The sequence below is a fragment of the Pseudomonas sp. PONIH3 genome, assembly GCF_002934345.1.
Classification (GTDB): Bacteria; Pseudomonadota; Gammaproteobacteria; order Pseudomonadales; family Pseudomonadaceae; genus Aquipseudomonas; species Aquipseudomonas soli.
Genome location: NZ_CP026386.1, coordinates 5,374,370 through 5,395,869 on the forward strand (window position 1 = coordinate 5,374,370; position 21,500 = coordinate 5,395,869).

General features: G+C 64.8%; 10 protein-coding genes and 1 pseudogene. 5 read left to right on the top strand and 6 right to left on the bottom strand.

Going from position 1 to position 21,500, the window contains the following annotated elements; all coding sequences use genetic code 11:
- Positions 1–3: 3 nt before the first annotated feature.
- The 3 genes from C3F42_RS24890 to speB form a co-directional block, all read right to left on the bottom strand.
- A complete protein-coding gene (locus tag C3F42_RS24890) occupies positions 4–1,791 on the bottom strand; it encodes an N-acetylglutaminylglutamine amidotransferase (protein WP_094011844.1) in 1,788 nt (595 codons plus the stop codon).
- Between the two features lie 197 nt (positions 1,792–1,988).
- Positions 1,989–3,368, bottom strand: a complete 1,380-nt coding sequence (locus tag C3F42_RS24895) for a sodium:solute symporter (protein ID WP_104445037.1) — start codon at positions 3,366–3,368, stop codon at positions 1,989–1,991.
- Positions 3,369–3,570: 202 nt separating this feature from the next.
- Entirely contained in the window at positions 3,571–4,521 is a 951-nt protein-coding gene (speB, locus tag C3F42_RS24900; protein WP_046854594.1) for an agmatinase, read from the bottom strand.
- Between the two features lie 224 nt (positions 4,522–4,745).
- On the opposite strand from speB, the gene C3F42_RS24905 reads away from it, so the two are divergent.
- The 4 genes and pseudogenes from C3F42_RS24905 (at position 4,746) to C3F42_RS24915 (ending at position 8,105) form a co-directional block, all read left to right on the top strand.
- Positions 4,746–5,639, top strand: a complete 894-nt coding sequence (locus C3F42_RS24905; RefSeq protein WP_023631522.1) for a LysR family transcriptional regulator — start codon at positions 4,746–4,748, stop codon at positions 5,637–5,639.
- A 146-nt stretch (positions 5,640–5,785) separates the two neighbouring features.
- Positions 5,786–6,088, top strand: a pseudogene (locus C3F42_RS30390) (PAS domain-containing protein); the annotation flags it as partial.
- Positions 6,089–6,316: 228 nt separating this feature from the next.
- Positions 6,317–7,345 carry a methyl-accepting chemotaxis protein gene (locus C3F42_RS24910; RefSeq protein WP_371041529.1) on the top strand — a complete coding sequence of 343 codons (1,029 nt, stop codon included), beginning with the start codon at positions 6,317–6,319 and terminating at the stop codon, positions 7,343–7,345.
- 160 nt (positions 7,346–7,505) lie between these two features.
- Entirely contained in the window at positions 7,506–8,105 is a 600-nt protein-coding gene (locus C3F42_RS24915; RefSeq protein ID WP_023632203.1) for a tRNA-uridine aminocarboxypropyltransferase, read from the top strand.
- Between the two features lie 66 nt (positions 8,106–8,171).
- Here the strand turns inward: C3F42_RS24915 and C3F42_RS24920 are convergent, their stop codons facing one another.
- From C3F42_RS24920 to C3F42_RS24930, 3 genes are all read right to left on the bottom strand, one after another.
- Positions 8,172–9,527 (bottom strand): HlyD family type I secretion periplasmic adaptor subunit, encoded by a 1,356-nt coding sequence (locus C3F42_RS24920; RefSeq protein ID WP_023632204.1) that lies wholly within the window; start codon positions 9,525–9,527, stop codon positions 8,172–8,174.
- Between the two features lie 56 nt (positions 9,528–9,583).
- On the bottom strand, positions 9,584–11,719 hold the full coding sequence (locus tag C3F42_RS24925) for a type I secretion system permease/ATPase (RefSeq protein ID WP_094011847.1): 2,136 nt from the start codon (positions 11,717–11,719) through the stop codon (positions 9,584–9,586).
- 77 nt (positions 11,720–11,796) lie between these two features.
- On the bottom strand, positions 11,797–13,170 hold the full coding sequence (locus C3F42_RS24930; RefSeq protein ID WP_038707585.1) for a TolC family outer membrane protein: 1,374 nt from the start codon (positions 13,168–13,170) through the stop codon (positions 11,797–11,799).
- Positions 13,171–13,659: 489 nt separating this feature from the next.
- On the opposite strand from C3F42_RS24930, the gene C3F42_RS24935 reads away from it, so the two are divergent.
- Entirely contained in the window at positions 13,660–21,495 is a 7,836-nt protein-coding gene (locus tag C3F42_RS24935) for a retention module-containing protein (protein ID WP_104445038.1), read from the top strand.
- The last annotated feature ends 5 nt before the right edge of the window (positions 21,496–21,500 follow it).

The following is a 21,500-nucleotide window of genomic DNA, read 5'->3' on the forward strand; positions in this document are numbered from 1 at the left end:
CGGTCAGATTCCTTGTTCGCTGAGCCACAGGTTCAGGGCCGCCAGTTGCCACAGCTTGGAGCCGCGCAGGGGCGTAAGCTGGCCGTGTGGGTTACTCAGCAGGCGGTCGAGCATGGCCGGATCGAACAGGCCGCGATCCTGGCTCGGGTCGGTCAGCAGCTCGCGTACCCAGCCCAGGGTGGCACCTTCCAGGTGTTTGAGGCCGGGTACGGGGAAGTAGCCCTTCTTGCGGTCGATCACCTCGTGGGGGATGACCCGGCGCGCCGCCTGCTTGAGCACCTGCTTGCCGCCGTCAGGCAGCTTGAAGCGCGCCGGGATGCGCGCCGACAGCTCTACCAGGCGATAGTCGAGGAACGGCGTGCGCGCTTCCAGGCCCCAGGCCATGGTCATGTTGTCGACCCGCTTGACCGGGTCGTCCACCAGCATCACCGTGCTGTCCAGACGCAGCGCCTTGTCCACCGCGTCCGCCGCGCCGGGGCGGGCGAAGTGCTCGCGGACGAAGTCGCCGGCCGCGTCGTTATCCAGCCGCCAAGGCGCCTGCACGGTGTCGCGGTACTCGGCATGGCTGCGGTCGAAGAAGGCCTTGCGATAGGCCGCGAAGGCATCTTCGGCGCCATCGACCTGCGGGTACCAATGGTAGCCGGCGAACAGTTCGTCGGCGCCTTGGCCGCTCTGCACGCCTTTGCAATGCTTGGCCACTTCCCGGGACAGCAGGTAGAAGGCGATGCAGTCGTGGCTTACCATCGGTTCGCTCATGGCGCGGAATGCCGCCGGCAGTTGCTCGATGATCTCGTGCTCGGCGATGCGCAATTGGTGGTGGCGCGTGCCGTAGTGCCGGGCGATCAGGTCGGAGTACTGGAACTCGTCGCCGCGTTCGCCGCCGGCATCCTCGAAGCCGATGGAAAAGGTCGACAGGTCGTCCACCCCGGCCTCGCGCAACAGGCCGACCAGCAGGCTGGAGTCGACACCGCCGGACAGCAGCACGCCGACATCCACCGCCGCGCGCTGACGGATGGCCACGGCGTCGCGGGTGGCGTCGAGCACGCGGCTGGTCCAGCCTTCCAGGTCGAGTTCGCGCTCGTCCGGGTTCGGGCCGTAGTGCAGCTGCCACCAGGTCTGGCGCTCGACTTCACCATGGCGGTCGACGCGCATCCAGGTGCCGGGCTCGAGCTTCTGCACATTGGCCAGCAGGGTACGCGGCGCGGGCACCACGGCGTGGAAGTTCAGGTAGTGGTTTAGCGCGACCGGGTCGATCACCGGGTCGATATCGCCGCCCTTGAGCAGCGCCGGCAAGGTCGAGGCGAAGCGCAGGCGCTCGCCGTTTCGCGACAGGTACAGAGGTTTGACGCCCAGGCGGTCGCGGGCCAGGAACAGGCGCTGGTTGTCGCGCTCCCAGATGGCCAGGGCGAACATGCCGTTGAGTTTGGGAAGCAGTGCCGCGCCCCAGGCGTGGTAGCCCTTGAGCAGCACTTCGGTGTCGCCATCCGACCAGAAGCGGTAGCCCAGGTCCTGCAGTTCCTGGCGCAGCTCGGGGAAGTTGTAGATCGCGCCATTGAAAGCCAAGGCCAGGCCCAGGTCATTGTCGACCATGGGTTGTGCCGAGCCGTCGGATAAATCCATGATCTTCAGGCGCCGATGGCCAAGGGCGATCGAGCCCTGGCTATGGAAACCCCAGGCATCGGGGCCACGGGGCGCCAGGTGGTGGGTGATGCGCTCCACCGCGGCGAGGTCCGCCGGGCGAGGCGCTTGGTCGATGGGGGTGAAACGTAACTCTCCTGCTAATCCGCACATAAGTCCTTACCGGTTTTGCCGTTGGGGAGGGTGTGCCGCGAAGGCGGGCACTTAGGTAGTGACCGGGGCAGGATGTGAGAGTTTTAGATCGATCTGTTATATAGGGCGAGTGGTCGCCGGTTTCGCGAGTAGGACTTTCGCCGACAAGGTGCTTCTGTGCATTGAAGCTACCTTGCCGACAATGAGGTTGGAAATGGTCAGGCCAGGTTCACCGTTGCCACCGGCTTGCGTGATGCCAGGCTGACCAGCACGAAGCTCAGCAGGCCGATGCCCAGGCTGTAGTAGATCGGCGAATTGGCATCCAGGCCGTCCTTGAACATGAAGAACAACGCGGTGGCGAAGCCCAGCGTCATACTGGCGATGGCGCCGGCGGTGGTCGCGCGTTTCCAGAAGATCGCCCCCATCAGCGGGATGAGCATGCCGCCCACCAGCAGGTTGTAGGCCAGGGTCAGGGCGCTGATCACATCGTTCACCGCCAGGGCGATGCCCAGCACCACCAGGCCGGTGAGCAGGGTGAAGAGGCGGTTAATGCCCAGGCTCGACTGCTTGCCCCCGCGTAGTTTTGGCAGCAGGTCTTCGGTCAGGGTGGTCGAGGCGGCCAGCAGGCCGGCGCTGGCGGTGGACATCATCGCGGCCAGGGCGGCGGCCATCAGCAGGCCACGGATGCCCTCGGGCAGTTGGCCCTTGATCATCTCGGCGAAGGCGTTGTTCGGGTTGGCAAGGTCCGGCATCAGCACGTGGGCGGCCATGCCGATCAGTGCGCAGGCCAGGCCGTATAGCACGCAGTAGACCCCGGCGGTGGTGCCGGCGCGCTGGCAGACCTTCTCGTCACGGGCGGTGAACACGCGCTGCCAGATGTCCTGGCCGATCAGGATGCCGAAGAAGTAGATCAGGAAGTAGGTAATGATGGTGTCCCAACCGATGGTGGTCCAGCTGAAGCTGGCCGCCGGCAGCTTGGCCACCAGGGCATCCCAGCCGCCGGCCTTGTACAGGCACACCGGCAGCAGGATGAACATCAGGCCCACGGTCTTGATCACGAACTGGACGATGTCGGTCAGGGTCAGCGACCACATGCCGCCGATGGTCGAGTACACCACCACCACGCCGCCGCCGAACAGCAGGGCCATCCAGAAGGGCACGTCGAGCAGGACCTGCAGCACTGTGCCCATGGCCAGGGTCGAGGTCACCGCGATCATCAGTGCGTAGGCGAGCATGATCGCCGCGCTGGCCTGGCGGGCCATCGGGTTGTAGCGGCGCTCCAGCACCTGGGTGACGGTGAAGATCTTCAGGCGCAGCAGCGGCTTGGCCAGGAACGGGTTGAGGGCGATGATCCCCAGGCCCAGGGCGGCGCACAGCCAGAAGCCGGAGATGCCGTGCACATAGCCCAGGCGCACTGTGCCGACGGTGGAAGCGCCGCCGAGCACGGTGGTGGCCATGGTGCCCATGTACAGCGTCGGGCCGAGGTTGCGCCCGGCCACCAGGTAGTCTTCGTGAGTCTTCGCGCGCCGCATGCCGTACCAGCCAAGCGCGAGCATGCCGGCGGCATAGATCAGTACAACGATGATGTCCAAGGCCATTGGGGGTCTCCCGATTATCTTTATTATGGCGAGATCGGCCGTCCGGACGGTGCAAGGCGCCCGGCGGTTCTGTCTTGTGTTGGCGGGCCTCTATGGCCCTCCCGAATGGCTCCTGCCGGGGGTGTTTCTATGCTGGTGTCGTGACGTCTTCATCGCTGGCAAGCCAGCTTCCACAGGAAACCGGTTTGCCAGCGATGAGGTATCAGCGGCGTACCACCCCTGGCAGCACGCAGAGCATTTCGAACAGCAGGTTGGCACCCAGCAACGAGGTGTTGCCGGTGGTGTCGTAGGGTGGGGAAACCTCGACCAGGTCGCAGCCGATCAGGTCCAGGCCGTGGCAGCCGCGGATGATCTCCATCGCCTGGATGGTGGTCAAGCCGCCGATCTCCGGGGTGCCGGTGCCGGGCGCCCAGGCCGGGTCGATGCCGTCGATGTCGAACGACAGGTAAACCGGGCCGCCACCGACTTTCTCGCGCACTTCGGCCATCAGCGGCGCCAGCGACTTGTGCCAGCACTCCTCGGCCTGCACCACGCGAAAGCCCTGGCGGCGGCTCCAGTTGAAGTCGTCGGCGGTGTAGCCCTGGGCGCGCAGGCCGATCTGCACCACTCGGTCGCAATCGAGCAGGCCTTCTTCCACGGCGCGGCGGAAGGTGGTGCCGTGGGCGATCTTCTCGCCGAACATGTGGTCGTTGACGTCGGCGTGGGCATCGATGTGAACCAGGCCTATCTTGCCGTGCTTCTTGTGCAGGGCACGCAGGATCGGCAGGGTGATGGTGTGGTCGCCGCCCAGGGTCAGCGGGATGACATTGTGCTCGACGATTTCGTCGTAGGCCTCTTCGATGATGCGCACGGCGTCGAGCAGGTTGAAGGTGTTGATCGCCACGTCACCGATGTCGGCCACCGACAGCGAGTCGAACGGGGCGGCGCCGGTGGCCATGTTGTAGGGGCGGATCATCACCGACTCGGCGCGGATCTGCCGCGGGCCGAAGCGGGTGCCGGAACGCAGCGAGGTGCCGATGTCCAGCGGCACGCCGATGAACGCGGCGTCCAGGCCTTCGGCGCTTTGCAGGTGGGGCAGGCGAAGCATGGTGGCGATGCCGCCGAAACGCGGCATTTCGTTGCCGCCCAGTGGTTGGTGGAGAATCTTGTCCACGGTGGGCCTCATTAGTCGGTCGATTGTTCTGTTTGTTCGAACCTGTGCCGCCGCGCGCCTGGATCATCTGGTCATGCTGGCGGGCAGGGACATTTCGCCGCAGTCTGCGCAAGGTAGTGGTCGGGAAGAATCGCTACCGACAAATACTTACTTCAGGATTCTCTGAACTATCGGCCGGCAACCGAGTTAGACTCTGGCGATTTCCACCCTGCGGACCCTGCACCATGGCTTCATCGCTGCCCGACCTGAAACTGCTGCGCATCTTCGCCAGCGTGGTGCGCCACCAGGGTTTCGCCAACGCCCAGCGTGACCTCAACCTGTCGACCTCGGCGATCAGCACCTACATGAGCCAGCTGGAAAGCGCCCTGGGCATCGTGCTCTGCCACCGTGGCCGGGGCGGCTTCAGCCTGACCAGCAAGGGTGAACTGTTCCACCAGGAGACCTTGCGCCTGCTCGGTGAGCTGGACGGTTTCGAACAGTACGCCGCGGCGCTCAAGGGCGAGCTGCGCGGTACCCTCAACCTGGGGGTGATCGACTCCACCGTTGGCGACAGCGCCCTGCCGCTGGCCGAGGCCATTGGCGCCTACAGCCAGGAACACCCGGCGGTGCACCTGCACCTGTCGGTATCGAGCCCCTACGAACTGCAACTGGGGGTGCAGGACAACCGCCTGGACCTGGCCATCGGCGCGTTCTCCTCGCGCATGAGCGGGCTGGTCTACCAGCCGCTGTACCGCGAGCAGCACTGGCTGTATTGCAGCAGTCGTCACGCGCTGTTCGGCGAGCGGCGCATTCCTGAGCCGGTGATCACCCAGCAGCGCATGGTCGGACGGGGCTACTGGAGCCAGGCCGAGCTGGCCAGGCATGGTTTCAAGCACAGCGCGGCCACCGTGGAGAGCATGGAGGCGCAGTTGATCCTCATTCTCTCCGGCGCCTACATCGGCTACCTGCCCGAGCACTATGCCCAGGCCTGGGTCGACAAGGGCGACCTGCGCGTGCTGTCGCCGGCCACGTTCGGCTACCAGGCACCGTTTTCCCTGATCATCCGCCGTGGCCGCAGCCGGGAATCGTTGATCCAGACCTTCCGCGACCTGCTCAAGAGCCAGCTCAACGTAGGGTGAGGACTGTCGCGTTGTGAACATTCCGTCAGGGCGGGCGAATTTTCTACAAAACTTGACCGCTGGCATGCTGGCCTTCTGCTAAATATCTACTTGCTTTGATGATTTTCCCACTCATCTGGATAAGCAAGGGATCGCCAACGATGCGCATGAATTTGCCCGTCACCGAGCACGAAAGAACCTTTCCCCAAGACCAGCGGCTGATCTCCACCACCGACCTGAACAGTCGCATTACCTATTGCAACGACGCATTCGTGGCCATCAGCGGCTTCACCTACGACGAACTGGTCGGCCAGCCACACAACCTGGTGCGTCATCCCGACATGCCGCCGGCGGTCTTCGGGCATATGTGGGACACCATCAAGCAAGGCAAACCGTGGATGGGCGTGGTCAAGAACCGCGCCAAGAATGGCGATTTCTACTGGGTCAGCGCCTACGTCACGGCGGTGTACGAGAACGGCCGCATCAGTGGCTACGAATCGGTGCGCTCGGTGCCGAGCCGGGAGCAGATCCGCCGGGCGGAAAAGCTGTACGCCCGTCTGCGGGCGGGGCGCTCGCCGGTCCCGCTGGCAGCACGCCTGGGGCATGGGATCGGCCATGGCTGGCCGCTGATCGGCGCGGGCCTGCTGTCGGCCGCCGCCTACCTGTGGTTTCCCCCCTATGCGGCGCTGGGGGGGCTGATGGCCAGCCTGCTGGCGGCCTGGTACGTGGTTGAGCACCGGCAGAACCAGTCGATTCGCCGTACTCTCGAAGAGCACCCCAAGGCCTTTACCAGCCCGCTGGTGGCCCTGACCTACAGTGACAACCCCGGCCTGCAGGGCCAGCTAGACCTGGCCATCATCAGCGAAGAGGCGCGCCTGCAGACCGCGCTGACCCGCCTGGTGGATGCCGGTGTCGGGGTCAAGTCACGGGCCGCGCAGTCCGCCGGGCTGTCCGATGCCCAGGCGCAGATGCTCGACCGCCAGCGCAGCGAGACCGACCAGTCGGCCACCGCCATCGCGCAGATGGCGGCGACCATCCAGCAGGTGACCCATAACGTGCAGACCACCGCCCACGCCGCCAGCGACGCTGACCAACTGGCCCAGCAGGGCAGCGACCTGGCGCAGCAGAGCCTGCGCGCCATGGGCAGCATGAACGAGGCGGTCAGCGACATCGGCCAGGCGGTCAATGCCCTGGCCGAGCAGACCCAGTCCATCGGCAGCGTGGTGGATGTGATCACCTCGATTGCCGAGCAGACCAACCTCCTGGCGCTCAATGCCGCCATCGAGGCGGCGCGGGCCGGCGAGCAGGGCAGGGGCTTCGCCGTGGTGGCGGACGAGGTGCGGTCGCTGGCGCAGCGCACCCGCGCCTCGACCGAGGAGATCCACCACATCATCTCCACCCTGCGTTCCGGTGCCGACCGTGCGGTGGCCAGCGCCAGCCGCGGGCAGCAGATCTCCAGCGACAGCGTGCACAGCGTCGAGGCGGTGCAGGAGGCGTTGTCGGGGATCGCCCAGGCGATCAGTCGCATCACCGGCATGAGCCAGCAGATGGCCACGGCGTCGGAGCAGCAGAGCCATGTGGCCGAGGATATCAACCAGCAGATCGTGCGCATCGCCCATTTGTGCGACGAGAGCGCGGGGCAGGCCAAGCAGGGCGCCGAGATCAGTCAGGACCTGGAGCGCATGGCGGAGTACCTGCACAGCCTGGCGGAGCGGTTCAACCGCTGATGCCCGTTGCCTTCATCGCCGGCAAGCCGGCTCCCACAGGGACAGTGCAAGGCTTGAGGTTTGCGCGGTCGGTGTGGGAGCCGGCTTGCCGGCGAAAGGCCCGCAAAGCGGGCCCAAATTTCCAGCCTGTGGCAAAATCCCTCCGCCAACGGAGATCCCCATGCCCAGACCTCGCTGCGAGCGCTGCCAGCGCCCGCTCGCCCATTGCCTCTGCCCACTGATCCCGCACCTGGACAGCCGTACCCGCGTGATCGTGTTGCAACACCCCAGTGAAACCGCCCACGCCCTGAACACGGCTCGCCTGGCCGCCCTTGGGTTAGTGAATGCAGAGTTGCGGATCGGCGAGGTGTTCGATGACCTGGCGACCTTGCTGACGACACCGGGTTATCGCCCGGTGCTGTTGTTCCCAGGTGATGAGGCAGAGGTCCTGCAGGCATACGGGCAGGGTGATGATCTGCCGTTGCTGCTGATCGTACCCGACGGCACCTGGCGCAAGGCACGCAAGATGCTCTACCTGAACCCGCAGCTGGAAGCCTTGCCACGGGTGACGCTGGGCGCAGTCCTGCCTTCGCGCTACCGGTTGCGCAAGGCCCCTGAGCCAGGCGCCGTATCAACCCTCGAGGCGATCGTGCAGGCGCTGAACGTGCTGGAAGCGCCTGCTGGCTTCGATGCGTTGTTGCGCCCGTTCGAGGCGTTGATCGACGGGCAGATCGCAGCCATGGGCGCGGAAACCTTCGAGCGTAATCACGGCCAGGGTTGATCAAACGGTTGGCTGTGCCGGCCTTATCGCGGGGCAAGCCCGCTCCCACTGATATTCAGATCGCGCTCAGCGCTCGCGCAACGCCTCGGTCCGGGCCTTCATCACCGGCTTCAGCAGATAGTCCAGCACGCTCTTCTGCCCGGTAATGATGTCCACCGTGGCGACCATCCCCGGGATGATCAGCAGCGGCTTGTTGTCGCCCCCCAGGTGGTTCTTGTCGGTGCGCACCTGGATCAGGTAGAACGCATTGCCTTTGTCGTCGGTGACGGTGTCCGCGCCGATCAGCTCCAGCTTGGCCTTGAGCCCGCCGTAGATGGTGTAGTCGTAGGCGCTGAACTTGACCATTGCGGTCTGCCCCGGGTGCAGGAACGCCACGTCCTGCGGCCGTACCTTGGCCTCGATCAGCAGGTTGTCCTCGATAGGCACGATCTCCACCAGGTCGCTGCCGGGCTGCACCACGCCGCCGATGGTGTTGACCTTGAGCAGCTTGACGATGCCGCGCACCGGCGACACCACGGTGGTGCGGTTGACCCGGTCGTCGATGGCTATGCTGGTGGCGGTGATCTTCGACAGTTCGGTGCGTTTGTCGTTGAGCTCCTTGGCGGCGTCGGAGCGAAAGCTTGCGTCCGATTCCTGAATCTTGCTGCGGATCTCGGCGATCGCCGCTTCGGCGCGGGGTATGGCCAGGTTGGTCGCGTTCAGCTGGCCGCGCGCCTCGACGCTGCGCTGCTTGAGGCGCAGGATCTCCACCGGGGAGATGGCGCCCTTGCTCACTAGCGGCGAGGACATGTCCAGTTCCTGCTGCAACAGGCCCACCGCCGAGCGGTACTGGTCGACCTTGGAACGAAACTCGGCCAGCTCCTGAGTCTTCTGCCGTAGCTGTTCATTGAGGGTCTGCTTCTCGCTGGTCAGGCGGCGCTGGCGTGATTCGTATAGCGCGGCCTCGTCCTCGGCCACCTGCGGCGCCTTGGCGCGTACTTCGCTCGACAGCACGAAGGGGCGGCCTTCGGATTCGGCCGACAGGCGCTCCACCTGCGCGGTGAGGGCGTAACGGTCGGCCTCGCTTTCACCCTTGTTCGACTTGAAGCGCGTGTCATCCAGGCGCAGGAGGGTGGCGCCTTTGTCGACCATCTGCCCCTCGCGCACGAAGATCTCGGTGACGATGCCGCCTTCGAGGTTCTGCACCACCTGCACCTTGCTCGACGGGATTGCCTTGCCTTCGCCGACGGTGACTTCATCGAGCACCGCGAAGTTGGCCCAGACCAGCGCCACCAGCAGCAGGATCGCCGCCAGCCACACGGTCAGGCGCGACAGGCTGGGCGACTCCTGCAGGGTGGCGCCGGCCAACTCTGGCATATAGTCGCGTTCGGCGCGGCTGTCGCCGCCCTGGAGGTAGCTGCGCACGCTGTGGCTGATGGGCATGTTCTACCTCCGATGCAGGCCGGGGCCCGCTCCCACAGGGATTCAACAGTGTTGGTTTACAGCGCCGCGCCGATACGGCCCTTGCGCAGCGCGTCGATGACCGCATCCTTCGGCCCGTCGGCAACGATCTTGCCGTTGTCCAGTACCAGCAGCCGGTCCACCAGGCTGAGCATCGAGGTGCGGTGGGTGACCAGCAGCAGGGTCTTGCCGGGCACCCAGTTCAGCAGGCGCTGGCGCAGTTGCTCTTCGCTGCTGTTGTCCATGTGGCTGGTGGGCTCGTCGAGTATCAGGATCGGCGGCTCCAGCAGCAGGGCCCGGGCCAGCAGCACGGCCTGGCGCTGGCCGCCGGAGAGCAGCTGGCCGCGCTCGCCCACCGGGCGGTCGAAGCCTTGCGGGTGCTGGCGGGCCAGCTCGCTGACGCCGGTCAGTTCGGCGACTTCCAGCATGCGCGCGTCGCTGACGTGCCGTGCGCCGAGGGTGAGGTTGTCGCGCAGGCTGCCGGCCAGCAGCGGCAGGTCGTGGGCCACGTAGCCGAGTTGGCTGCGCAGGTCGCTGATATCCAGTTGGCGCAGGTCGAGGTTGTCCAGCAGCACCTGGCCTTCGTCGGGGTGATGGAATCCCATCAACAGCCGGGCAAGGGTGCTCTTGCCCGAGCCGCTGCGGCCGATGATACCGATGCGCTCGCCCGGCTTGAGGGCGGCGCTGACGTCGTTGAGGGCTGGCGCCGTTTGCCCGGCATAGCGGAAGGTGGCGTGGTTGATGGTGATGCCACCTTGCAGCGAGGTGTGCTCCAGCGCCTGGTGCTCGGCCTCGCGCTCCTGGGGCAGGCTCATCAGGGCGTCGGTGCTGCGCATGGTCAGCTGGGCTTGTTGGTAGCGGGTGATCAGCCCAGCGATCTGGCCGAGCGGGGCGAGCACCCGGCTGCCGAGCATGTAGCTGGCCACCAGCGCGCCGACGCTGAGGTTGCCGGCGATGATGCTGTACACCCCGGCGACGATCGTCGCCATGCCGCAGAACTGCTGGATGAACAGCGTGCCGTTGCTGGCCAGCGACGACAGGTTGCGGGCATGGGCGTCGAGGCGGGCGATGGCGCCGTTGGTGTGTTCCCACTGGTACTGGCGTTCGCTTTCGGCGCCGCACGCCTTGAGGGTTTCCAGGCCGCCGAGGGTCTCGATCAGCAGCGCCTGGCGCACCGCGCCGAGGCTCAGGCTTTTTTGCACGGTGTCGCGCAGGCGCACCTGGATGAACAGCGCCAGGCCTACCGCCAGCGGGAACGCGATCAGCGGGATCACCACCAGCCAGCCCCCGAGCAGGCCGATCACCAGCAGCATCAGGGCCACGAACGGCAGGTCGATGATGCTGGTCAGGGTCACGGCGGTGAGGAATTCGCGCAGCCCCTGGAAGTCATGGATGCTCTGGGCGAAGCCGCCGATGGTGGCCGGGCGCGCCTTCATGCTCATGCCGGTGATGCGTTCGAACAAGGTGGCGGAGAGAATCAGGTCGGTCTTCTTGCCGGCCTGGTCCAGCAGGTGGGCGCGAACCATGCGCAGCACCAGTTCGAAGGCGGTGCCGATGAACAGGCCGGCGACCAGCACCCACAGGGTGGACAGCGCCTGGTTGGGGACCACGCGGTCGTAGGTCTGCATGACGAACAGCGGCACCATCAGGCCCAGGAGGTTGATCAGCAGGCTGGCCAGCAGGGCATCGCTGTACAGCCAGCGGGAGTGGCGCAGGGTGTCGCGGAACCAGGCGTTGACCCGCGGGATCAGCGGCGCGCGTACATCCTCCAGGGTATGCCGGGGGCGCGCGAACAGGGCCTGGCCGCTGTAGGCCTGCGCCAGGGCTTCGCGCTCGACCCACTGCTCACCACCCTCGGCCTCGCAGGGCAGCAGCAATGCCCGGCCGTTTTCGCCCCAGCGTTGCAGCACGGCGCTGCGGCCGTCATCGAGGATCAGCAGCACCGGCAAGTTGAGCGGGGAAATGGCGTCCAGGTCACGCCGCAGCACGCGAGCCTGCAACCCGGCACGTGCGGCGGCGCGGGGCAGCAGGCCCAGGCCCAGGCGTTGCTCGGCCAGTGGCAGGCCACTGCACAGGCTGGCACGGCTGGCCGTGCAGCCATGCAGCTTGCACAGGATCAGCAGGCCATCGAGCAACGGATCATCAACATCCAGGCGCGGTTGCGCGCTTTGCATACTGGTCACGATGGCCTACTCCTGCCGCGGTGGACGGGAAATGGGCGCTGGCGAAAAGTCCCTTGTCTCGTCAGAACCTAACGCATGTCAGGCAATGTCGCCTCGTTGCGCACTTCGGTCTTGGCGATGGCTTCCGGCGGCAGCGAGATACGCTGCTTGCTCAGCAGCTCGCCCATGGTCGCCAGCACCCGGTACATCGAGAACTCTTCGGTATAGCGCACCTCGGTGTAGCGACGGTTGGCGTTGTACAGCTCGTTCTCGCTGTCGAGCACGTCGAGCAGGGTGCGCTGGCCCAGGCCGAACTGGTCCTGGTAGGCGGCACGCACGCGCTGGGTGGTCTCGGCGTACTCGCGGGCGCTTGGGGTCTGCTTGCGGGCGTTGTTCATCGCGTTCCAGGCCAGGCTGAGGTTTTCGTTCAGCTCGCGCAGGGCGTTGTTGCGGATGTCCATCGCCTGGTTGATCTTGTGCGCGTCCGACTGCAGGCGGGCTTTGTCGCTGCCGCCGCGGAACAGGTTGTAGCTGAGCTCGACGCCGGCCTGCCAGTCATTGTTGTCGTGCCCCTTCTGGCCGCCGAGGTTGTTGTTGGCACCGGTGGCCAGCACTGCATCCAGGCGTGGGTAGAAGGGCGACTTGGCCACTTCGTATTGCTGCTCGGCGGAGCGCACGTCGGCCTGCGCCGACTTGAGGTAGGGGTTGTTCTCGAGCATGCCCTGGCGGGCATTGAGCAGGTCGCCCGGTACTTCGCCCTTGATGGTGACCGGGGTTTCCAGCTCGTCCGGCAGGCGCCCGACTACGCTGTAGAAGTTGGCCTCGGCGTCGGCCAGGTCGACTTCGGCGGTATCCAGGTTGTTCTCGGCCAGTGCACGACGGGCGCGGGATTGGTCGAGGTCGGCGGTGCTGCCCACGCCGCGCTCGCTACGCAGGCCGATCTGGTCGTTGACCCGCAGGTGGGCCTGCAGGTTGTTCTTGGCCAAGCTCACCAGCTCGCGGCGCTTGAGCACCTCTAGGTAAACCTCGATCGCACGCAGGGCGATGCTCTCGGCAGTGGCCTGGGTGTAGTAGGCGCGTGAGGTGGCCACCGCTTCGGTGCGGGCGACCTCGTTGGAGGTATTGAAGCCGTCGAACAGCATCTGCCGCAGGCGCAGTTCCGACTGGGTGTAGTTGAGCGTTTCCTTGTTGTGGTTACGCGTGCCGTCCGGGTTGAAGCCGCGGGTGTTGGTGTTGTCCGAACGTTGCCGGCCGTAGCCTGCGACCAGATCGACGGTTGGGTAGTACCCCCCGCGGGCGAACTTCACATCCTCGTCAGCGGACAGCCTGCTGTTGCGGCTGGCGCTGATCTCGGGATGCTGGTCCACGGCGTTCTGGACAGCCTCGGTAATCGACATCGCCTGACTGTTGGCACACGCCATGGCCAACAAAATCGCACTGGTGATGGGGGTTAAAGCGCGCATGGGGTACATCTCCCTGGTCCTGAATAATGTCCTGCTGTTCGCCAAAAAAATGACGAAAAATTAGAATCAAACCGTTTCAGGTTTGTAACAACAGAGCTAAGAACATTTACCGGGCGAGCTAAGAAGATTTTTTCATAAGATATATGCGAAAAAAAACTTATGCGGTCTAAGAAATCCGGGACATTGTTTCATTCAGGTGGTTACGGGAATTGGCTGGGACAGGCGATTTTCGGGCTTTGGTGAAAGTTCCAGATTTTTTGCAGCTAAGGAGACAGGGGAGGAAGGCGAAAGCGGAATTTGGCGACAAAAAAATGGCACTCAATAATGGCCATTCGCCCTGTCCACTATCGCGGCAGTCGTCACAAGGAGCGTGGTTTCTCACGAACGTGACAGCAACGGTTCCAGCAACCATGGCACTCGGAACCTTGCGCACATTACCCGGCACGCCTTGATCTGCGAAAAGCCCATCGGCAGGGGAGGCGTACGCTCATGGCTAAATTAGTCGGTGTGGTCGGCAAGGTAGTCGGCCAGGTATTCGCGGTGGGCGATGACGGTCATCGCCGCCTGTTGGTGGAAGGGGATCGCCTGTTCGCCGGCGAGCAACTGGAGACCGGAAGCGAGGGCGCGGTGGCGGTGCGCTTGCAAAACGGTGCCGAGCTGACCCTGGGCCGTGGCAGCAGCCTGGAGATGACCCCCGACCTGCTGGCCGATCGCGCTCCTCATGTACAAGCGCCGGACACGCAGCCCAGCAACGCCCAGCTCAGTGACGTCGAGCAACTGCAAAAAGCCATTGCCGCAGGCGCCGACCCCACGCAGGAAGCCGAAGCGACCGCGGCGGGCGGCAACCCTGGTGGCGTGTCGGGTGCGCTCGGTGGCGGCCACAGTTTCGTGATACTGACCGAGGTGGCCGGTCGGGTGGATCCCACCATCGGTTTCCCTACGGCGGGCTTCAACGGCTTCCCTTTGCTGGCCAACCTCGAGCTTGGTGGGCTCGATGGCAATGACGCGGCGCCCCTGCCGGCCGGCGCGCCACCCGCTGACAATCCGGTCAGCCTCACCGGCCTGGATGTCAGCCCTGCCGAGTTGAGCCTGGACGAGGCGAACCTGCCCCAGGGCTCGGCCAGCAACCCTCTGGCCTTGACCCAGTCGGGCAGCTTCACGGTGGTTGCCGCCGATGGCGTGTTCAACCTCAGTGTCGGTGGCATCAATGTGGTCACCGCTGGCGTGGTGACCGGCGTCGGCCAGTCCATCGTCACCGGGCTCGGCAATGTGCTGACCATCACGGGCTACAACCCGGCCACGGGCGTGGTGAGCTACAGCTACACCCTGACCGGCGCGGAACATCATCCGGACGGTGCCGGGACCAATACATTGGGCGAGCAGTTCCCGGTGCTGGTCAGCGACACCGATGGCGATGTGGCCAGCGGCACGCTGGACGTTATCGTTCGTGACGATGTGCCCAGGGCTGTGAATGACAGCAATGCCACCACCGCCACCGAGCAGCATCTGGAACTCAGCGGCAATGTGCTGACCAACGATATCCAGGGCGCGGACCGCATCCCCAGCGGCCCGGTGGTGGCCGGTACCTTCGTTGGCACCTACGGCACCCTGGTGCTGGCGGCGGATGGTTCCTACACCTACACCCTCAATACCAACGATCCGGACTTCAAGAATCTGCACGGTGGCGGCAGTGGGGTGGAAAACTTTACCTACACCCTGAAAGACGCCGACGGCGACACCAGCACCGCGACCCTGACCCTCAACGTCAGCAACCTCGATGACCCGGTGACCCTCGGCGGGCTGGACGTCAAAGGCGGCGAGTTGACCGTCTACGAGAAGAACCTGGCCGACGGCAGTGCACCCAATCCCGATGCGCTGACGCAGAGCGGCACCTTCACGGTGACGGCGCCCGATGGCCTGCAGACCTTGAACGTCGGCGGCATCACCGTGGTCAGTGGCGGCGTGGCGGCAAGTTTCCCGCAGTCGATCACCACTACGCTGGGCAACACCCTGACCATCACCGGTTACAACCCGGCCACGGGTGTGATCAGCTACAGCTACACCTTGCTGGACAACGAGAGCCACGCCAACGGCGACGGCGCCAACAGCCTGTCCGAGCATTTCACTGTCACCGCCACGGACACCGATGGCAGCACGGCCACTGGTTCGCTGGACGTGAACATCGTCGACGACCTGCCCAAGGCCAATCCCGATGCGGCCAGTGTCGTCGAAGGCGGCACGGTCAGCGGCAACGTGCTCGACAACGATACGTCTGGCGCGGACGTACGGGCCGATGGTCGTTACGTGGTGGGTGTGCGAGCCGGGTCCGACACCTCGACATCGGCCAGTGGCCAATTGGGCGATCCGGTCCAGGGCCAGTACGGTTACCTGACCCTCGATGCCCAAGGCAACGCCACCTATCACGCCAACCCCAATGCCGTGGCGCCGGCGGGTGCCACGGATGTCTTCGTCTATACCGTGCGTGACAGTGATGGCGACGAAAGCACCACCACCATTACCATCGACGTGCGCGATTGCTCGCTGATCGCCGGGCCTGACAGCGAGGTCACGGTCTACGAGAAAGCACTTGATCTGAACAAGGATGGCAACGATCTGGCCGGTGGCAATGTTACCGGCAGTGCACCGGGTTCCACCGGTGAGACGGCCAGCGGTTCGTTGGCCAGTTCCGTCAGCGGTGGCGTGGGCGGGCTGACCTTCACCTTGGTCGGTAACGCCACCGGCCAGTATGGCCAGATCCAGCTCAATACGGATGGCACCTACACCTACACCTTGACCTCCGCGCCGAACTCGCCGAATCACGTCAACGATGGCCCGAATGTGCTGACTGAATCCTTCACCTACCAGGTCAAGGATTCGCTCGGCAACACCACCACCAGCACCATCGTGATCAGCATCGTCGATGACGTGCCCAAGGCTCACAGCGACTTTGCCAATGTCTACGAAGGCGGCACGGTCAGCGGCAATGTGCTGGTCAACGACGTGGTTGGTGCCGATGTGCGTGCCGATGGGCAATATGTGGTCGGCGTGCGTGCCGGCAGCGACACCGCGACCTCGGCCATCGGCCAGCTGGGCAGCAACGTGGCGGGGCAATATGGCTACCTGACGCTCGACGCCCAGGGCAATGCCACCTATCACGCCAATCCCGATTCGGTGGCACCGGCCGGTGCCACGGACGTGTTCGTCTACACCATCCGCGATGCCGATGGCGACGAAAGCACCACCACCATCACCATCAACGTGCACGACAACTCCCTGGTCGCCTGCCCGGATGACACGGCCAAGGTCTACGAGAAAGCCCTGGACCTGACCAAGGATGGCAACGACCTGGCAGCGGGCAATGTCACCGGCAGCGATCCGCAGTCCAGTGCGGAAACCACCAGTGGTTCGCTGGCAGGTTCGGTAAGCGGCGGTATCGGTGCGTTGACCTTCACCCTGGTCGGCAATGCCACCGGCCAGTATGGCCAGATCCAGCTGAACAGTGATGGCAGCTACACATACACCCTGACCTCGGCGCCGAACTCGCCCAACCACGTCAACGATGGCCCGAACGTGGTTACCGAGAGCTTCACCTACCAGGTCAAGGATTCGCTCGGCAACACCACCACCAGCACCATTGTGGTCAGCATCGTCGACGACGTGCCCAAGGCCCATAGCGATTTCGCCAATGTCTACGAAGGCGGTACGGTCAGCGGCAATCTGCTGGTCAACGACGTGGTTGGTGCCGATGTGCGTGCCGATGGGCAGTATGTGGTCGGCGTGCGCGCTGGCAGCGACACCTCGACCTCGGCCATCGGCCAGTTGGGCAGCAATGTGGCGGGGCAATATGGCTACCTGACGCTCGACGCCCAGGGCAATGCCACCTATCACGCCAATCCCAATTCGGTGGCACCGGCCGGTGCCACGGACGTGTTCGTCTACACCATCCGCGATGCCGATGGCGATGAAAGCACCACCACCCTCACCATCGATGTGCACGACATTTCGCTGGTGGCCTGCCCGGACGAGACGGCCAAGGTCTACGAGAAAGCCCTGGACCTGACCAAGGACGGCAACGACCTGGCAGCGGGCAACGTCACCGGCAGCGATCCGCAATCCAGTACGGAAACCACCAGTGGGTCGCTGGCAGGTTCTGTCAGCGGCGGTATCGGTGTCTTGACCTTCACCCTGGTCGGCAATGCCACCGGCCAGTATGGCCAGATCCAGCTGAACGCGGATGGTTCCTACACCTACACCCTGACCTCGGCGCCGAACTCGCCCAACCACGTCAACGATGGCCCGAACGTGGTTACCGAGAGCTTCACCTACCAAGTGAAGGACTCGCTCGGCAACACCACCACCAGCACCATTGTGGTCAGCATCGTCGACGACGTGCCCAAGGCCCATAGCGATTTCGCCAATGTCTACGAAGGCGGCACGGTCAGCGGCAATGTGCTGGTCAACGACGTGGTTGGTGCCGATGTGCGTGCCGATGGGCAATATGTGGTCGGCGTGCGCGCCGGCAGCGACACCTCGACCTCGGCCATCGGCCAGCTGGGCAGCAACGTGGCGGGGCAATATGGCTACCTGACGCTCGACGCCCAGGGCAATGCCACCTATCACGCCAATCCCGATTCGGTGGCACCGGCCGGTGCCACGGACGTGTTCGTCTACACCATCCGCGATGCCGATGGCGACGAAAGCACCACCACCCTCACCATCGATGTGCACGACATTTCGCTGGTGGCCTGCCCGGACGAGACGGCCAAGGTTTATGAGAAAGCCCTGGACCTGACCAAGGACGGCAACGACCTGGCAGCGGGCAATGTCACCGGCAGCGACCCGCACTCCACCACGGAAACCACCAGTGGTTCGCTGGCCGGCTCGGTCAGCGGCGGTATCGGTGCCTTGACCTTCACCCTGGTTGGCAATGCCACCGGCCAGTATGGCCAGATCCAGTTGAACAGCGATGGTAGCTACACCTACACCCTGACCTCGGCGCCAAACTCGCCCAACCACGTCAACGATGGCCCGAACGTGGTCACCGAGAGCTTCACCTACCAGGTCAAGGATTCGCTCGGCAACACCACCACCAGCACCATCGTGGTCAGCATCGTCGACGACGTGCCCAAGGCCCATTGCGACGTGGCCTCGGTCAAGGAGGGCGCCAGCGTCAGCGGTAACGTGCTGGACAACGATGTGGTCGGCGCCGATGTGCGTGCCGACGGGCAGTACGTGGTCGGTGTGCGCGCCGGCTCCGACACCTCTACCTCGGCCATCGGCCATGTCGGCGACACCATCGTTGGCCAGTACGGCTACCTGACCCTGGACAGCCAGGGCAACGCCACCTACCACGCCAACCCCGACAGCGTGCCGGCCGCCGGCGCGACCGACAGCTTCGTCTACACCATCCGTGACGCCGATGGCGACGAGAGCACCACGACCATTCGCATCAATGTGCAGGACAGCAAGCTGGTGGCGTGTGAGGATAACGACGTCACCGTGTACGAAAAAGCCCTGGACCTGCACAAGGACGGCAATGACCTGGCCGCCGGCACCGTCACCGGCAGCGATCCAGGCTCCACTGGCGAGACGGCCTCCGGCAGCCTGGTCGGGTCGGTCCAGGGCGGCGTCGGTGCGCTGACCTACAGCCTGGTCGGCAATGCCGTGGGCCAGTACGGGCAGATCCAGCTCAATGCCGACGGTTCCTACACCTACACCCTGACCTCGGCGCCGAAGACCCCGGGGGGGGCCAACGACGGCGCCAACACGGTCAACGAGTACTTCACCTACAAGGCTACCGACGCCTTGGGCAACAGTGTCACCAGCACCATCGCCATCAACATCGTCGACGATATGCCGACGGTCCAGTGCGCGGTACGCAGCATCACGCCCGGCCAGGTGGACTCGAACATCCTGCTGGTGGTGGATGTGTCCAGCAGCATGGCGGCAAGCTCCGGCGTGCCGGGGCTGACCCGTCTGGAACTGGCCAAGCAGGCGATCAATGCCTTGCTCGACAAGTACGACGAGATGGGCGACATCAAGGTGCAGATCGTCACCTTCGGCACCGGTGCGCAGGTGCAGACCCCGGTATGGGTCACGATCGGCGAGGCCAAGAACCTTATCGCCGGGCTCAGCCCAGGTGGCTCGACCTACTACGATTCGGCGGCGACCAAGGCCCAGGAAGCCTTCGCCACCACCGGCAAGCTGGTAGGCGCGCAGAACATCAGCTACTTCTTCTCCGACGGTGAGCCCACCAATGGCCATGCCATGACCGCGCCACGGGAAGCCGCCTGGGAATCCTTCCTCGACAGCAACGGCATCAAGTCCTACGCCATCGGCATGGGCAGCGGGGTCAACGAGGGCAACCTCAATCCGCTGGCCTACGACGGCAGCAGTCATACCGATACCAATTCGGTGGTGGTCACCGACCTCAGCCAGCTGAGTGCGGTGCTCTCCGGTACGGTGCAGGGTGCGCCAATTACCGGAAGCCTGATGAGCGGCGGCGACTTTGGGGCCGACGGTGGTTTCATCAAGGCGCTGCTGGTCGATGGCACCACCTACACCTACGATCCGAAGGCCAATGCCGGGCAGGGCGGATACGCGGCCAGTGGCGGCGCGGACAAAGCCACCTTCGACACCGTGAGCAACAGCCTGAGCATCAAGACCGGCCTGGGCGGCACCCTGGTGGTGAACATGGACAACGGCGAGTTCACCTACACGCCACCGAAGGACAACGGCAGCGGCCAGGTGGAGAAGTTCGGCTTCACCGCCAGCGACAACGACGGCGATACCCGCAATGCCAGCCTGACGGTCAACATCAACAGCAATGGCGCGCCGGTCGCGGGTGCCGACCACATCATCACCAATATCAAGGGCGCTACCCTGACGGTGCCGGCAGAGGCGCTGCTGGCCAATGACCGCGACCCGGACCACGACACGCTGAGTGCCGCGCCGACCACCTTCAATACCAACTTCGCCGACAAGGGCGCGGGCTTCACGACGGGCACCCAGGCGCAGACCATCAAGTTCGATGCCACCGCCAGCAAGGCCGAGAACCAGTTGCGCGACCTGGCCCGCAGCGAGTTCACCAGCCTCAACGGCAGCATGACCGCTGCCCTGGTGGTGGCGGGTTACCTGGGCTCGATCAGCACCGCCAATGCCAACGACGAGGACACCCTGACGGTGACCCTGCGCAAGGGCGAGACCCTGACCCTCGACCATGACCGGCCTGCGGGCAACCTGCTGATGGAATGGAAGGATGCCAGCGGCAGCTACCAGACCATCGCCGATGGCGGCAGCTTCACGGCCACCCATGACGGGGTGTACAGCATCCATGTGATCAATACCGAGAACGCCGCCGGCAACAGCAAGGCTGCCGAGAACTACAAGCTGAGCCTGGTGGTGGACTACAGCAATGCCAGCAACGAGGACTATCACGGCAGCTACACCGTCAGCGACAACCACGGCGGCTACGGCACCGGAGCGGTGGATATCACTTACCAGGCCGGCAACACCCTTACCGGCACCGGCGGTGATGATGTCCTGCTGGCCGGGGCCGGCGATACCACCCTCAACGGTGGCGCCGGTAACGATGTGCTGGTGGCGGGGGCGGGCAACAACAGCCTGCACGGTGGTGATGGCGACGACCTGCTGATCGGTGGGCCTGGCAATGACCTGCTCGACGGCGGAGCCGGCAATGACACTGCCAGCTACGCCAAGGCCACCGTTGGCGTGACCGTGGACCTTGGCCATGTCGGGCAGCAGAACACCGTCGGCGCCGGGCTGGACACCCTGAGCGGTATCGAGAATCTGATCGGCTCGGACTACAACGACACCTTGACCGGCAATGACGGTGACAACCTGCTCAACGGCGGCGCGGGCAACGATGTGCTCAAGGGCGGTGCCGGCAACGACATCCTGATTGGCGGGCCGGGCAACGACACCCTGACCGGCGGCAGTGGCAACGACAGCTTTGTCTGGCAGAAGGGCGATACCGGGCATGACACTGTGACCGACTTCACCCCCGGCAGCGATCACCTGGATCTGTCGCAACTGCTACAGGGTGAGAACGCCACCAGCGCCTCGCTGGACGACTACCTGCACTTCAAGGTCAGCGGCAGCGGCGTCAGCGTGGTGTCGACCATCGAGGTAAGCAGCGTCGCTGGCGCGGCGCCGACCCAGACCATCGACCTGGCCGGAGTGGACCTGGCGCAGCACTACGGGGTGTCCGCCGGGGCGGGCGGGCTGATCGCGGCCGGGCATGACACCGCGACCATCATCAACGGCATGCTCAATGACCATTCGTTGAAGGTGGATACGGTGTAAGCCAG